At 70.8% G+C, this 13,994-nt stretch carries 15 protein-coding genes; 6 read left to right on the top strand and 9 right to left on the bottom strand.

Annotated features, from left to right (window positions below; genetic code table 11):
* Nucleotides 1-15: 15 nt before the first annotated feature.
* Nucleotides 16-2,055, bottom strand: a complete 2,040-nt coding sequence (locus tag OIE47_RS13340; RefSeq protein ID WP_326561808.1) for a beta-propeller domain-containing protein — start codon at nucleotides 2,053-2,055, stop codon at nucleotides 16-18.
* 206 nt (nucleotides 2,056-2,261) lie between these two features.
* Between OIE47_RS13340 and OIE47_RS13335 the strand changes: the two genes are divergently transcribed.
* Nucleotides 2,262-2,744, top strand: coding sequence for a hypothetical protein (locus tag OIE47_RS13335; RefSeq protein WP_326561807.1), 483 nt, complete (start codon nucleotides 2,262-2,264; stop codon nucleotides 2,742-2,744).
* A gap of 32 nt (nucleotides 2,745-2,776) precedes the next feature.
* On the opposite strand, the gene OIE47_RS13330 is transcribed toward OIE47_RS13335, so the two are convergent.
* On the bottom strand, nucleotides 2,777-3,241 hold the full coding sequence (locus tag OIE47_RS13330; protein WP_326561806.1) for an Lrp/AsnC family transcriptional regulator: 465 nt from the start codon (nucleotides 3,239-3,241) through the stop codon (nucleotides 2,777-2,779).
* A gap of 59 nt (nucleotides 3,242-3,300) precedes the next feature.
* Between OIE47_RS13330 and ddaH the strand changes: the two genes are divergently transcribed.
* Nucleotides 3,301-4,134 carry a dimethylargininase gene (ddaH, locus tag OIE47_RS13325; RefSeq protein ID WP_326561805.1) on the top strand — a complete coding sequence of 278 codons (834 nt, stop codon included), beginning with the start codon at nucleotides 3,301-3,303 and terminating at the stop codon, nucleotides 4,132-4,134.
* Nucleotides 4,135-4,195: 61 nt separating this feature from the next.
* On the opposite strand, the gene OIE47_RS13320 is transcribed toward ddaH, so the two are convergent.
* Together OIE47_RS13320 and OIE47_RS13315 are read right to left on the bottom strand one after the other, a co-directional pair.
* Entirely contained in the window at nucleotides 4,196-5,398 is a 1,203-nt protein-coding gene (locus tag OIE47_RS13320; protein ID WP_326561804.1) for an ABC transporter substrate-binding protein, read from the bottom strand.
* Nucleotides 5,399-5,505: 107 nt separating this feature from the next.
* Nucleotides 5,506-6,300 (bottom strand): alpha/beta hydrolase family protein, encoded by a 795-nt coding sequence (locus OIE47_RS13315; protein WP_326561803.1) that lies wholly within the window; start codon nucleotides 6,298-6,300, stop codon nucleotides 5,506-5,508.
* Between the two features lie 61 nt (nucleotides 6,301-6,361).
* Between OIE47_RS13315 and OIE47_RS13310 the strand changes: the two genes are divergently transcribed.
* Nucleotides 6,362-6,955, top strand: a complete 594-nt coding sequence (locus OIE47_RS13310) for a bacterial proteasome activator family protein (protein ID WP_326561802.1) — start codon at nucleotides 6,362-6,364, stop codon at nucleotides 6,953-6,955.
* Nucleotides 6,956-7,094: 139 nt separating this feature from the next.
* Here OIE47_RS13310 and OIE47_RS13305 read toward each other — a convergent pair whose 3' ends face one another.
* The 4 genes from OIE47_RS13305 to OIE47_RS13290 all read right to left on the bottom strand — a co-directional run bounded on the left by OIE47_RS13305 (nucleotide 7,095) and on the right by OIE47_RS13290 (nucleotide 11,101).
* Complete coding sequence (locus tag OIE47_RS13305; RefSeq protein WP_326561801.1) at nucleotides 7,095-7,901, bottom strand: HAD family hydrolase; 807 nt, start codon at nucleotides 7,899-7,901, stop codon at nucleotides 7,095-7,097.
* Nucleotides 7,901-8,722, bottom strand: a complete 822-nt coding sequence (locus tag OIE47_RS13300) for an HAD family hydrolase (RefSeq protein ID WP_326561800.1) — start codon at nucleotides 8,720-8,722, stop codon at nucleotides 7,901-7,903. Before OIE47_RS13300 ends, OIE47_RS13305 begins: the two co-directional genes overlap by 1 nt.
* Nucleotides 8,723-8,926: 204 nt before the next feature.
* Complete coding sequence (gene serS / locus OIE47_RS13295; protein WP_326561799.1) at nucleotides 8,927-10,186, bottom strand: serine--tRNA ligase; 1,260 nt, start codon at nucleotides 10,184-10,186, stop codon at nucleotides 8,927-8,929.
* Between the two features lie 141 nt (nucleotides 10,187-10,327).
* Nucleotides 10,328-11,101 carry a hypothetical protein gene (locus tag OIE47_RS13290; RefSeq protein ID WP_326561798.1) on the bottom strand — a complete coding sequence of 258 codons (774 nt, stop codon included), beginning with the start codon at nucleotides 11,099-11,101 and terminating at the stop codon, nucleotides 10,328-10,330.
* Nucleotides 11,102-11,245: 144 nt separating this feature from the next.
* Here OIE47_RS13290 and OIE47_RS13285 point away from each other — a divergent pair, with 144 nt between their 5' ends.
* The 3 genes from OIE47_RS13285 to OIE47_RS13275 all read left to right on the top strand — a co-directional run bounded on the left by OIE47_RS13285 (nucleotide 11,246) and on the right by OIE47_RS13275 (nucleotide 12,984).
* Nucleotides 11,246-11,677, top strand: coding sequence for an OsmC family protein (locus OIE47_RS13285; protein ID WP_326561797.1), 432 nt, complete (start codon nucleotides 11,246-11,248; stop codon nucleotides 11,675-11,677).
* Nucleotides 11,678-11,822: 145 nt separating this feature from the next.
* Nucleotides 11,823-12,185: a metallopeptidase family protein gene (locus OIE47_RS13280; protein WP_326561796.1), complete on the top strand. Its 363-nt coding sequence runs from the start codon at nucleotides 11,823-11,825 to the stop codon at nucleotides 12,183-12,185.
* Between the two features lie 76 nt (nucleotides 12,186-12,261).
* Complete coding sequence (locus OIE47_RS13275) at nucleotides 12,262-12,984, top strand: AIM24 family protein (protein WP_326561795.1); 723 nt, start codon at nucleotides 12,262-12,264, stop codon at nucleotides 12,982-12,984.
* A 53-nt stretch (nucleotides 12,985-13,037) separates the two neighbouring features.
* Here the strand turns inward: OIE47_RS13275 and pheA are convergent, their stop codons facing one another.
* Nucleotides 13,038-13,994, bottom strand: coding sequence for a prephenate dehydratase (pheA, locus tag OIE47_RS13270; RefSeq protein WP_326561794.1), 957 nt, complete (start codon nucleotides 13,992-13,994; stop codon nucleotides 13,038-13,040).

Raw genomic sequence — 13,994 nt, 5'->3', positions numbered from 1 at the left:
GCAACCCGAACCCGGCTACGACAGCTCCACCCAGCCTGCCGCGTCCATCGTGGACAGTTGGTTGGCCTTCAGGCCGACGTCCGAGACGGTCCAGAGCACCCCGTTCACCACCAGCGACCGCCGGATCATCCCGGTCTTCTCCGACCCTGCCTCACGGGTGTGCTCGACCAGCCCGAGCTGGGTGAACCCGCCCTCGGTCACCCGCAGGGCCAGCGCACCCTGGGTCGGCGATCTGCCGACCTCGGCCCGGGTGCTCTCGTACGCGGTCAGCGGGACCACGACCAGGCGGTCCGCCGGCCAGTAGAGGAACGCGTGCGGGTCGTGTTCGGCCTCCGAGTTGCCCTGCCGGACGTGGTGCTGGGCGAGCCGGTTCGGCCGGGCCGGATCGGAGACGTCGAAGAGGGAGAGCTGGGTGCCCTGCGTACGGCCCTGGTCGGTGGCCTCCTGGCCGATGCCGAGCAGCCGGTTCCCGTCCACCGGATGCAGGTACGCCGAGTACCCGCTGATCTTCAACTCACCGACCACCCGGGGGGCGGCCGGACGGGTCAGGTCCACTGTGTAGAGCGGATCGGTCTGGCGGAACGTGACCACGTATCCGGTGCCGGCGACGAACCGTACGGCATATATCCGTTCGCCCTTGCCCAGCCCGGTCACCCGGCCGGTTTCGGTCAGCGCCCTACCGTCCGCACGGAGTACGTACACCGCCGAGCTGGACTGTGCGTCCGTACCCCTGGACTGGCCGGTGGTGGTGGCGACCCGGAGGTGACCGTCCCACTCGGACAGTGCGTACTGATTGATCAGCCAGCCGGGAACGGTGGTGGCGGCGAGGTACCGGGGGGTGCCGGTTCCGCTGGTGTCGAACTGGTAGATCTCGGTCGTCTCGTCCCGGGGTTGGGGGGCGAAACCCCTGTCGGACCATCCGCCAGGCATCTGCCACCGCTGGTCGTTCGTGAGGTAGAGCCGGGCGCCGGTGCTGTAGACGGTGTCGCCGTCGGCGACCACGGTCAGCGGGTCGCCCTCGTTGAGGGTGGCCGCGCCGAGGTCGAAGCTGAGCAGGGTCACCATCGACGTACCGGAGTAGCTGGCCGGTCGGACCAGCCGTTCGCAGCCGACCTGACCGGCGCGGGTGGTCCCGCCGGTGGTGATCTCGTACCGGGGCAGCCAGGACTGCGCGGTCGAGGCGTCGATGATGTCCTGGTTGGTTTCGATGCGTTGCGCGTCGGTGTCGGACTCCTTGTACGGGAAGCTCAGGCGCGGTGCGGACCGCACCACGATCCGGACCGTGGCACCGACCTGCCGCGCGTCGACCAGGCTCCCGTCGGTGTGGTACTGGGCGAGAACCCGGGGTGGTCCGGCCAGGTCGACCAGGATCAACCGTGGTCCGGCGACCGCGTCCGATGCCGGCGGCATCCCGTCCGGTCCGGGCACGCTGCCGGGGCGCCGGATGGCCGGCATCCCGCCACCCCAACCGTCGCGGACCAGGACCAGGGCCCGGTCTCCGTGCAGCAGCAGGTTGCTCTCGCTCCACCGGCCGGGATCGTCCCCTGTGAACAGTTCCAGCCGTCCGGTCCGCTGCCGGGTGGCCGGGTCGACCACGTACAGCACCCCGCCGGAGACCGTGACGATCCGTCGGCCGTCGGTCTTGACCAGGTCGGGTTCGTCGACGCCGACCTCGTGGGTGTTGGTGCCGGAGTAGCCCGACGCGGTGTCGCTCGCGGTGCCGGGGCCCGGTGCACCGGCCCCGGCAGGCGGCGCGGCGCCCGGGGCAGCTGCCCGCTGCGCGCTACCGGCGGCCACCGCGTCGGAGAGCGACACGGCACCGCCACCGAAGCCCCACGGCCCGACGTACGCCTTTGCGGCCGACTTGAGCCGGGTCAGCGCGTCCGCACAGGAGTCGAAGGCGACGAGCTGCCAGCCGGCGGCCGGCACCCCGGGGTCGCGGGTGAGGGTACGGGCGGTGGGAGTCGTTCCGCTCGCGGCGACCAGTGCGAGCGTGCCGACCAGCGCACAGCCGGCGATGACGGTGGTGGGACGAACGAAACGCCTTCGGGTCATGGCCGGTACGACGTAGCGAGCGCCGCTTGCGTTCCGCTCCGGCCGGCGATTGCCCGGAGGTGATCAGGGAGGGCTCACCGGCCTGGCCCGATTTGCGGCGTTGCATCCGAGAGAAATCCCATGCATGCTCTTCGTGACTGCTTCGTCACTGTGTTTCACGAGAAATATCGACAAAGGACGCTAAGGCGCGCGTACGGGAGGTATTGGTGATTGACAACCGCTCGCCACACTGGCACAAGCCCCACTATGCCCAACCGGAGCGTGAGGCGGACCTGTTTGCCGTACTTGACGGGGCGGACGTCTCCGAGCCGGTGCGGGCGGCGGTGGCCCACGCGCTCAAGCGCCCTCCACAGTTTCCCCGGCAGTCCGGTCCGAGCTGGCCCGAGCAGGCCATGCACACCCGGTACACGCTGCATCTCACCTTCCCCGCGGCAACCCTGGACGAGGCCCGAGCGCACGCGGTCAGCTACGCCGAGGGGCTCAGCGTGCTCCGTCCCGAGGTGGGCGTACACGCGCCGCTGCTCTCCCGGGCCGACACCTGGAACCACATCGAACCGCTCTTCTGCGGCGCCGTCGGCCCGGACGAGGAGGTCTGTGCGGACGTACGCGAACATCCCGGCTTCCATCGCGCGGCCGGTCTCGGGGGTCTGAGCTGGGGTGGCAGTGACGCCGGCCCCGGTCTGCGCTGATCCGGGCCCGGCCCTGTCCGGCGCTGCCCCGGTCAGCCGGCGGCCGGGGCGGGGACCACGGTCGGCGAGTCGACCAGGCGGGACAGGACGATCATGCTCCGGGTCGAGGTCACGAACGGTTCCGCCCGCAGCCGTTCGAGCGCCTGCTCCAGGTGGGTGATGTCGGCGGCGCGCAGGTGGACCAGCGCGTCCGCCTCACCCGACACGGTGTACGCGCCGACCACCTCGGGGTGCCGCCGGGTGGCGACGGTGAGCTGCGCCGGGGTGGTCCGGCCGGTGCAGAACAGCTCGACGAAGGCCTCGGTGGTCCACCCGACGGCCGCCGGGTCCACGACGGTGGTGAATGCCCGGATGACCCCACCGGCGCGCAACCGGTCCACCCGACGCTTGACCGCCGGTGCGGAGAGTGACACCCGGCTACCGATCTCCGCGTACGACTGGCGCGCGTCCGCGACCAGGGACGCAATGATTCGCTGATCTATCTCGTCTATCTGCAACGTTCCGCCTCTGAGAAGCAACAAATCCGGCTGTTTACGCTGCTCAAGCGTACCTACTCTTGGTATCCGTGAACCAGCGGCGGATCCCGCGAAAGCGGACATATCTCTTGTGTGCACCGGAGTACTTCGCGGTGCAGTACGTGATCAACCCGTGGATGGATCCCACCGCGCCGGTCGACGTCGAGTTGGCGGTCAAGCAGTGGGAGCGGATGCGGGAGACCCTGGTCGGCCTCGGTCACACGGTCCACGTACTCGACCCCGAGCCCGGCCTGCCGGACATGGTCTTCGCGGCCAACGGGGCGTTCGTGGTCGACGGCACCGCCTACGGGGCCCGGTTCAGGTACGAGCAGCGGACCGCCGAGGCCGTCTCCCACCGGGCGTTCTACCAGGCCCAGGGCTGGCGGTACGTGGCGCCGACCGTGACGAACGAGGGCGAGGGCGACTTCGCGTACCTGCCGGAGGCGTACGGGGGCACGATCCTCGCCGGGTACGGCTTCCGTACCGAGGTCGCCGCGCACACCGAGGCGCAGGAGGTGCTGGGCCGACCCGTCGTTTCGTTGCGCCTGGTCGACCCCCGGTTCTACCACCTGGACACCGCGCTGGCCGCGCTCGACGACCGGAACGTGGCCTACTTTCCGGGGGCGTTCTCCACCGCCACCCAGCAGGTCCTCGCCCAGCTCTTCCCCGACGCGGTGCTCGCCGACGAGACCGACGCCCTGGCCTTCGGGCTCAACCTGGTCGGCGACGGCCGGCACGTGATCCTGAACAGCGAGGCGACCGGCCTGGCCAGCAAGATCGCCGCGGCCGGGTACGTCCCGGTGCCGGTCGAGCTGGGTGAGCTGAAGAAGGGCGGCGGCAGCGTCAAGTGCTGCATCGCCGAACTGCGCCACTGACCGGGACCGGTCGGGTGGGGGTTGATCCCGCGCGCCCCCACCCGACCGCTGGTCGGTCCGGCTAGCCCAGGGTGGCCAGCTCGTTGATCAGGACGTTCGAGAGCAACTGCCCGTCCCGCTGGACCTTGCGCAGGTACCACTTCTGCTGCGGCGTACGGGGCTGGTTGAACTGCCACGGCCCGCGCGGGCTGTCGATCTGACCGACATTGCCCAGCGCCAGGTTGACCTGCTGTGGCGTCGGCTTCACCCCGGCGATCCGGATCGCCTTGTTCAACACCTGGGCGGCGTCGTAGGAGGCCATCGCGTACGTGGTCGGGGAGGCACCGTGCGCCTTGCGGAACGCTGACGCGAACCGTCGATTGGCCGAGTTGTTGAGGTCCGCCGAGTAGTTCAGGGCGGTGACGATTCCCTCCGCCTCGTCCGCCTTCAGCTCACTGAGTACGGATCCCTCGGTGAGGAAGCCCGGCGCGTAGATCGGGTTCCGGTAGCCGGATCCGCGCAACTGCCGGAGGAACTCGACCGCGGCGGCTCCGGCATAGAAGCAGAAGATTGCGTCCGGATTGCGGTCCCGCAGTTGTTCGATCTTGGCCGAGAAGGCGCCCTTGCCGGGGTTGGTGGAGAACTCCGTCCAGAGCACCGAACCGGAGATCCGCGGGTCGGCGGCACCGAACCCCTGCTGGAAGCCGGCCACCGCGTCCCGGCCGCTCTGTCCGTCCGGCGCGATGATCACGATCTTCTTCCCGCGCGGCACCTGCTGCGCCACGTACGGGGCCAGCGCGCGTCCGGGCTCGTCGTTCACGTACGACGTGCGCCAGATGTAGACGACGCTCTGCAGGGTGGCCGGCGAGGCGTTCGAGCCGACCAGCGGCACTTTGGCCTGCTCGACCGCGTCCCGGATGCCGAGCATGACCGACGAGTTCACCACCCCGGTCAGGGCGAGCACGTTCTGCTTGAGCAACCCGTCCAGGGCGGCCTTGCCGGTCTGCGCCGACTCGCCCTCGTCGGCCTGGATCAGCTCCACCGGGTGCCCGCCGAGCCGGCCCTCGTTGAGTTCGAGGAAGAGCTGGAACCCCTTCGCGATCTCGTCACCAATGGGCTTGTAGCCACCGGTCTGCGGGGCGATCAGGCCGATCCGGACCGGTTGGTCGCTCACCGGACCGTCCGCCGCCTCAGTTCCGGTGTCGGTGCTGCACGCGGCGGCCAGCCCGGTGCCGCCCAATGCGGCGAAGAGCTTGAGTGCCTGCCTGCGGTCCATTTGCGACACAGATCGTTCCTCCCGAACATGAATGGGCGGGCGAAGCCCCTCCGCGTTCTACCGGTTTGGCGACGCTGCGTCAATGCCGCTCGATCATCTGTTCAGGGAATGGGACGTCATCGGTGGAGAGAGCGCAGTGCCGCCGTCACGGTCGGCCAGGCGGCCGATTCGGGATCGATGAGACCGAAATGCTCGCAATCAGGAAGCTCGATCAACTGGCAATTCGCCCCGGCCGCCGCCGCGTACCGCCGACTCATCGGGGGCGGAACCTGTCGGTCGAGCCCACCATGGATGACCACGGTAGGTGACTGAAGCGGTACGTGCTGGTGTGGGTCGGCGGCCGCGTACCGGTCCGGGAACTCCTCCGGGCCGCCGCCGAGCAGCGCCGCCACCGCACCCCCGTCAAGATCGAGACGGTACGCCTCGGCCAGGTCGCTCACCGGCGCCAACGCCAGTACGCCCCCCACCCGCTCCGGCACCCTCCGGGCGCAGTACAGGGCGAGATGCCCCCCGGCCGAGTGCCCCAGCAGGATCGGCGCCCCCACCGCCGCCTCCCGACCGGCTGCCGCCAGCACCTCGCCCACCAGCCCCGGCAGCGCCGACACGCCCGCCGACACGTCGTCGAGGGTGCCCGGCCAACCGCCACCCGCCTGCCCGGTACGCCGGAACTCCAGTTGCGCCACCGGGTACCCCCGAGCGGCCAGGTCCGCGGCCAGCGGCGAGACGTGCGCCCGGTCGTACTCGTCCCGCCAGAACCCACCGTGGATCACCACCACCAGTGGCCGGGCCGGGCCACCGAGCACAGCCGGCAGGCGTACGTCGGCGAGCTGATCAGGCCCGTCGCCGTAGCGAACCGTGGCATCGGGTACGGGGGCGGCCCGGGTGAGCACCGAGCGGGGGTCGGGAAGCACGGCCAGACCGTATCCCGGTCCCCGCGAGCGGGCGGTGCCCGCACTGCGCGAAAATGGGTCCATGACCGATGCCGCGCGCTCCGCGAACGAGAATGACGAGTCGAGTCGCCCCGAGGCCGGCCGCCCCGGCACCGTGGTGGTGGTCGGGCCGGACGGCCAGCCGGTCGGCACCGTACCGGTCGGCGGGAACGCGCAGGGCGAGGATCCGGGCAGCCTGATCGAGCAGCCGGCCAAGGTGATGCGGATCGGCAGCATGATCAAGCAGTTGCTGGAGGAGGTCAAGGCCGCCCCGCTGGACGAGGCGAGCCGGCAGCGCCTCCGCGAGATCCACCAGCGGTCGATCGTCGAACTCGAGGACGGTCTCGCCCCCGAACTCCGGGACGAACTGGAACGCCTCTCCCTCCCGTTCGAGGAGGGCACCACGCCCAGCGAGGGCGAGCTGCGGGTCGCCCAGGCCCAGTTGGTCGGCTGGCTCGAAGGACTCTTCCACGGCATCCAGGCCGCCCTGGTGGCCCAGCAGATGGCCGCCCGGCTCCAACTCGAACAGATGCGCGGCGGTCGCCCGGCCCTGCCGAGCGGCGCCCAGCCCACCGGCCTCATCCCCGGCACCCCCGGCCAACCCGGCGACACCCCCAACACCGGCCAGTACCTCTAGCCACCCGCTGTACCCCGCGCGTCGCGCCACCAGCTCGGTCGGAGCGACCACCGAGGGGTTGGGGGCGGCGTGCCCCACGTCGGGATCAAGCGTGACCGCCCAGAGTGGGGCACGCCGCCCCCAACCCCCACCGCGCCCACTACCGAAACAACGACTCCAGGTAAACAGCAACCCCATCGGAATCGTTCGACCCCACAACCACGTCAGCAACCGCCAACACAGAAGGATGCCCGTTAGCCACCGCCACCGCCCGCCCCGCCCAGGCCAGCATCGGCAGATCGTTCGGCATGTCACCGAACGCCACCACCTGATCGGCGGTGACCCCGTGCCGGGCGCAGAACCAGGCCAGACCCGCCGCCTTGGTCACCCCGGCGGCCGAGATCTCCACCAGCCCGGACGACGACGAATGGGTCGCCTCGGCCAGCCCCGCCACGGCCCCCGCCACCACCTTGACGAAGACGTCCGGATCCTGGGTGCCGGCGCGGGCGAGCAGCTTCACCGCCGGCACCGAGAAGAGTTCCTCCGGCGACTCGATGCTCCGGATCTCCCTCATGTCGCCGTCCCACCGCAGCGGCCAGTCGACCTCGTGCCGCATCTGCCGGCCGTCGGTGATCTCGACCGCGAGGCGTACGCCGGGCACCTCCGCCCGGAGCCGGCGAGCCACCTCGGCGAGCAGGTCCGGGGCGAGCGGGTCGGCCCGCAGCACCAGGTCCTCGACCGGGTCGTACACCACGGCCCCGTTCGCGCAGATCGCCGGTACGGCCTCCCGCAACTGGTCGTACACCCCTTGCAGCCAGCGGATCGGTCGACCGGTGACCAGTACGATCCGGGCTCCCGCCCCTGCCGCGAGCTCCAACGCGTCGGCGGTCCGTACGCTGACCGTCCGGTCCCCCCGGAGCAGGGTGCCGTCCAGGTCGGTGGCGATCAGTCGGGGCGGTTGATCCATCAGTGCGACAGTAGGCGGTCGAGGTAGACCGCGACCCCGTCCTCGTCGTTGCGCAGGGTGATCTCGTCAGCGGTCGACCGGACGGTCGGGTGGGCGTTGGAGACCGCCACCCGGCCCCAGCCGGCCCACTCGAACATCGGCAGGTCGTTGGGCATGTCGCCGAAGACCAGGACGTCGGCCGGGTCGACCCCGAGCGACTCGGCCACCACGGCCAGCCCGGTGGCCTTGTCCACCCCGGGCGGGCTGATCTCGATGAAGCCCTGCCCGGCCTGGGTGATCGCGGCCTGTTCCGGCGGGACGATCCGTCGGGCCGCATCGAGCAGCGCGTCCACGTCGTGCCCCGGCGTACGGGCGAAGGCCTTGATGACGTCGCTGGCGCAGCAGTCGAGCCGGGACCGGGCCTCGAACCGCTCCGGGTACGGCCAGGTGGGGTCGTAGTCGCCCCAGAGCGGCGCGTCGGTGGCGTCCAGCGCCTCCACCATCACGGTGAGCGGGCCGACCTCGGCCTCCAGCGTGGCGAGCAGGGCGGCCAGCACACCACCGGAGAGCCGTTCGTCGCGGAGCACCACCGGCCCGAGCGGATCGGTCTGGTCGACCACCCAACCGCCACCGGCCATCACCAGGAAGTCGGCGGCCCGGATGTCGTTTCGGGTCAACTCGGCCAGGCGCGGTCCACGTCCGGTCGCGCCGACCACCGGGATGCCGGCGGCGCGTACCCGATCGAGCACCTCGTGGGTGAAGGCCGACACGGTGTCGTCGCTGCGCACCAGGGTGCCGTCCAGGTCGGTGGCCACCAGCTTGGGTAGTCCGGGTCGCGGCATGACTCCTCCTCGCCCCGCCTCCTCCGCCGGCCCGGTGAAACTGGTGCTGTTTGTCCAGTTCCACGGGTCTGTCCGTGGCGACGGGGGAGCAACCGTATCTCGCGGTGTGCTACGCGCCCATGACTTCCGCGCTAATACTCACGTACCAGCGGCTGGTGTGCCGATGGCCGGGCCGGCCATCGACACACCGGGTGTCCGCCCGGATCAGCGCGGTTCGAGGACGTCCCGTCCACCGAGGTACGGCTGGAGCGCCTTGGGGACCCGTACCGAACCGTCCGGTTGCTGGTGGTTCTCCAGGATCGGCACCAGCCACCGGGTGGTCGCGAGGGTGCCGTTGAGCGTGGCGGCGAACTGCGGCTTGCCGTCCGCGTCCCGGTAGCGGATGTTCAGCCGCCGGGCCTGGAAGGTGGTGCAGTTCGAGGTCGAGGTGACCTCCCGGTAGCGCCCCTGCGACGGCACCCACGCCTCGCAGTCGTACTTGCGGGCCGCGCTCGACCCGAGGTCGCCGGCCGCCACGTCGATCACCCGGTACGGGATCTCGACCTTGGCCAGCATCTCCTCTTCCCAGGCCAGCAGTCGCAGGTGCTCCTCGTGCGCCTGCTCGGGGCGGCAGTAGGAGAACATCTCCACCTTGTCGAACTGGTGCACCCGCATGATCCCCCGGGTGTCCTTGCCGTACGAGCCGGCCTCGCGGCGGAAACACGACGACCAGCCGGCGTAGCGCTGCGGCTCGTCGTCCAGCTTGAGGATCTCCTCCGAGTGGTACGCGGCCAGCGGCACCTCGCTGGTGCCGACCAGGAAGATGTCGTCCGCGTCCAGCCGGTAGACCTCGCTCGCATGCGCGCCGAGGAAACCGGTCCCCTCCATCGACTCCGGCTTGACCAACGCCGGGGTGATGGCCGGGGTGAAGCCGTACTCGACGGCCTGGGCGATGGCGAGCTGGAGCAGGCCGAGTTGGAGCAGCGCGCCCACCCCGGTCAGGAAGTAGAACCGGCTGCCCGAGACCTTGGCGCCGCGTTCCATGTCGATCGCCCGCAGCGCCTCGCCGATTTCGAGGTGGTCCTTCGGGTTGTCGATCACCGGTAGCTGGCCGACCTCGCGCAGCACGACGTAGTCGTCCTCGCCGCCGGCCGGGGCGCCCGGCTCGACCACGTTCGGAACCGCGAGCTGGGCCCGGCGCAGCGCCGCGTCGGCCTCGGTGGTGGCGGCCTCGGCCGCCTTCACCTCACCCGAGAGCTCCTTCGTACGCGCCAGCAGTGCGGTCCGCTCGTCCCCGGTGGCCCTGGGCATCTGCTTGCCGAGCTGTTTCTGCTCGGCCCGGAGTGCCTCGAACCGCCCGACTGCGGCTCGGCGCTGCTCGTCGGCCCCGAGCAGGTCGTCGACGACCGACTCGGACTCGCCACGGGCACGCTGGCTGGCACGGACGGTTTCCGGTTCGTCGCGAAGCAGACGCAGGTCAATCACGGGAAGTGAGCCTACCGGGAAGGGCCGCCAACCTTCACCGCGATATCTGCCCGGCGCGGTCGGCGGCGTGATCCCGCACGTGGCCGCCCGGCGGCCGGCCCGGCTGCGGCGTCCGGCCTCGGCGGGCCGTGACGACCGGCCTCAGCGGGCTTCCGGTGGCTCGGGCGAGGCGAACGGGGTGGTCGGGCCGACGGTCAGGTCCCGGGGCACGTCGTCCAACTCGTCGTCGGGTGTTCCCGTGCTCGTCTGGCGGCGCCAGGAGAAGACGGGATCGGGGTCCGGATCCGCCTGTTCGGGGCGCTCCGCCCCGGCGGCCGGTGGCGCGGCCGGCGTCGGGTCGGGGCCGAGCAGCCGACCGGCGAGATACAGGGCGAGCCCGAGCAGCGCCGTGCCGACGTACGCCATCACCAGCCCACGGCCGTACTCGATCCGCAGGCCGGTGTCCTCACCGATCCCGAGCCGGGAGATGTTGTCCAGGGTCAGCGACGCGGCGACGAGTACGCCGAGCACCGTACCGGTGATGGCCAGGCCGACCACCCGGACGTTGCGCCGTACGGCGGTCGTGCCGAAGATGACCAGCGCCAGGCAGCAGACGATGCCGAAGACCCCGAACAGGTACGCGGCCCCGAAGTTGGTCGAGTCGGAGACCCCGACCGGAGTACGGCCGACCGTCCCGACACCCTCCGGCCCGAAGTTCGGCACCCGCATGATCGTCCACTCACCGACCAGCGAGGCGAAGACCGCGACCGCCCCGATCCCGGCGACCACCGGCACCAGCCGGGGGTCCCGAGCGAGGCGGGTCATCAGGTCGCCACGGCGGCGGGGTCGGCGTGGTTCGTCCTGGTCGCCCCACTCCACCATGGCGACGCCTTCCGACCGGACATCCTGCCGGGGAATCGGGTACTCCTGGGACATGGCCGTGCCCTTTCCGGGTAAGCGCGGTCCTCGCCGCATCATGACACAGCTTCCTGACCGCACCCCGGAACGCCGCCGACGCTGTGTCCATGGTCCCGCCCCGGTTCGTCGCATCGCCGGCCGGTTTGCACTAGCGTCGTGGTCATGCCTATCCGTACTGCGTCCGCCCGCTGGCAGGGCAACCTGACCGAAGGTTCCGGCACGATCCGCACCGGCAACGGCGGGATCGAGGGGAACTACTCATTCAAGTCCCGGTTCCAGGAGGGCGAGGGGACCAACCCCGAGGAGCTGATCGGCGCCGCTCACGCCGGCTGCTTCTCGATGGCCTTCTCCAAGGGCCTGGCCGACGCCGGGTTCACCCCGACCTCGGTCGAGACCACGGCAAAGGTCCACCTGGACAAGACCGACGGCGGGTTCTCCGTCACCCGGATCGACCTCGAAACCGTCGGGGACGTGCCGGGCATCGACGAGGCCGAGTTCCAGAAGCAGGCCGAGAGCGCGAAGGCCAACTGCCCGATCTCCCGGCTGCTCTCCCCGGGCGCCGAGATCTCCCTGGTCGCCCGCCTCTCCGCCTGACCCGGCACCTGATCCGAGCCGCCGAGCGCGGTGTTCACGGCACGCCCGTACGCGTCGGCAGACCGAACGGGTACGGCTGCCGGGGCACCGCGCTCACCCGTATCCGGTGTTCGACGCCCGGTGGGTACCGCGTTGATCGGGCACAATGGTGAGCGTGCCGGTCGAGATGAGCCGCGAGCGTTTCGAAGAGCTGGTCGGCGAGGCACTCGATGAGGTGCCCGCGGAGCTGCTCCGCCTGATGAGCAACGTGGTGATCCTGGTCGAGGACTACTCGCCCGAGGGTGGGCCCGAGCTGCTCGGGCTCTACGAGGGCCACGCGCTGACCAGCCGGGGTTGGGACTACGCGGGCGTCCTGCCCGACCGGATCTTCATCTACCGTTATCCGATCCTGCGCATCTGCCAGGACGACGACGAGGTGATCGATGAGATCGCGGTCACCGTCGTACACGAGATCGCACACCACTTCGGCATCGACGACGAGCGCCTGCACGCCCTCGGCTGGGGCTGACCCTCGCCCCCGCGTCCAGGCCCGTTTGCATCCGGTGCCTACCCTCGGGCAACAACCCCTAGCAGGAGGAACACCCATGCGCAGCGCGCTGTTCTCCGCGGAGAACCTGGAGAAGGAGTCCGACCAGCCCGGCCTGCGGCTGCAGAACTCCAAGATGCTGAAGATCGAGCTGAACGGCGAGGCGATGGCCCGCGTCGGCTCGATGGTCGCCTACCAGGGACAGGTGCAGTTCCAGGCACTCGGCTCCGGCGGCCTCGGCAAGTTCCTCAAGCAGAAGCTCACCGGCGAGGGTGTGCCGCTGATGAAGGTCACCGGCCGGGGCGATGTTTTCCTCGCCGACTACGCCAGTGACGTACACCTGATCGACCTCGAGCCCGGCGACGCGTTGTCGATCAACGGATCCAGCGTCCTGGCCTTCGACTCCACCCTCCAGTACGACATCAGGATGGTCGGCGGCGCCGGGATGGCCTCGTCGTCCGGCCTGTTCAACTGTGTGTTCACCGGCTACGGCCGGATCGCGATCACCACCAAGGGCACCCCGGTGGTGCTGAACGTGGACGGGCCGACCTTCGTCGACCCCCAGGCGGCCGTCTGCTGGTCGGCGAGCCTGCAGACCGGCTACCACCGGGCCGAGCAGCTCGGGCTCGGCACCCTGCTCGGGCGGCGTACCGGGGAGGCGTTCACGATGAGCTTCGCCGGACAGGGCTTCGTGGTCGTGCAGCCGTCGGAGGAGCCGCCGGTGCAGGGCAGTGGCCAGCAGGAACAGCAGGGCGGCCTGCTCGGCGGTCTGCTGAGCTGAACCGGGCGGCACGAGCGCGCGGGGTGGCCGTACGGGTCACCCCGCCACGGGGATCAGCCGAGTTCGCCGGCCCGGAGCCGGGTCAGCCACGCGGTCGCGTCGGCGTAGTCGGCATCGCTGAGGCCCGGCGGCGCCGGCACCGGGGGTTCGTGCGGCGCCACCCCCCACCGGTGCCGGGGGTACGAGCCGAGGAACCGTACGTCGGCGCAGACCCGACGCAGTCCCCGCAGCGCCTCGCCGACCCGGTCGTCGGCGACGTGCCCGGTGCAGTCGAGGAAGAAGACGTAGCGCCCCAGGGCCTCGCCGGTCGGGCGGGACTCGATCCGGGTCAGGTTCACCCCGCGTACGGCGAGTTCCATCAGCACCGCGAGCAGCGCACCGACCCGGTCGTGGGCGATGAAGACCGCCAACGACGTCACATCGTCGCCGGTCGGCGGCGGAGGTGCGCTCGGCCGGGTGACCAGCACGAACCGGGTGACGGCGTCGCCGTGGTCGGCGATCTTCTCGGCCAGTACGGCCAACCGTTGCCGGGTCACCCCGATCGGCGCGCAGATGGCGGCGTCCTGTTCACCGGCTGCGGCGGCCGCGGCGGCAGCTCCGTTGGAGAGCACGTCGACCACCGTGGCGTTCGGCAACTGCTCCCGGAGCCAGCCACGGCACTGGGTCGACGCCTGCGGGTGGGCGGCGACCGTACGGATCTCGTCCAGCGACCGGCCCGGCCGGGCGGCCAGCACGAACTCGACCGGCAGCACCACCTCACGGGCGATCATCAGGGGGTCGCCGTCGACGATCTCGTCGAAGGTCACCCCGACCGCGCCGCCGATCGAGTTCTCCAGGGGCACCAGCGCCGCGTCGGCGTCGTCGAGCCGGACCGCGTCGAGGGCCTCCGGCACGCTGCGCGCCGGGGTACGGCTGCCGCTTACGGCCGCCGGCAGGGTACGCAGTGCCTGCTCGGCGAAGGTTCCTTCGGGACCGAGGTAGACGAACCGGGTCGGTGGTACACCGGGCAT

This window comes from Micromonospora sp. NBC_01796 (genome assembly GCF_035917455.1).
GTDB lineage: Bacteria > Actinomycetota > Actinomycetes > Mycobacteriales > Micromonosporaceae > Micromonospora_G.
The sequence above is the reverse complement of the archived record's forward strand: the minus strand, read 5'-3'. Positions and strand labels throughout refer to the sequence as shown.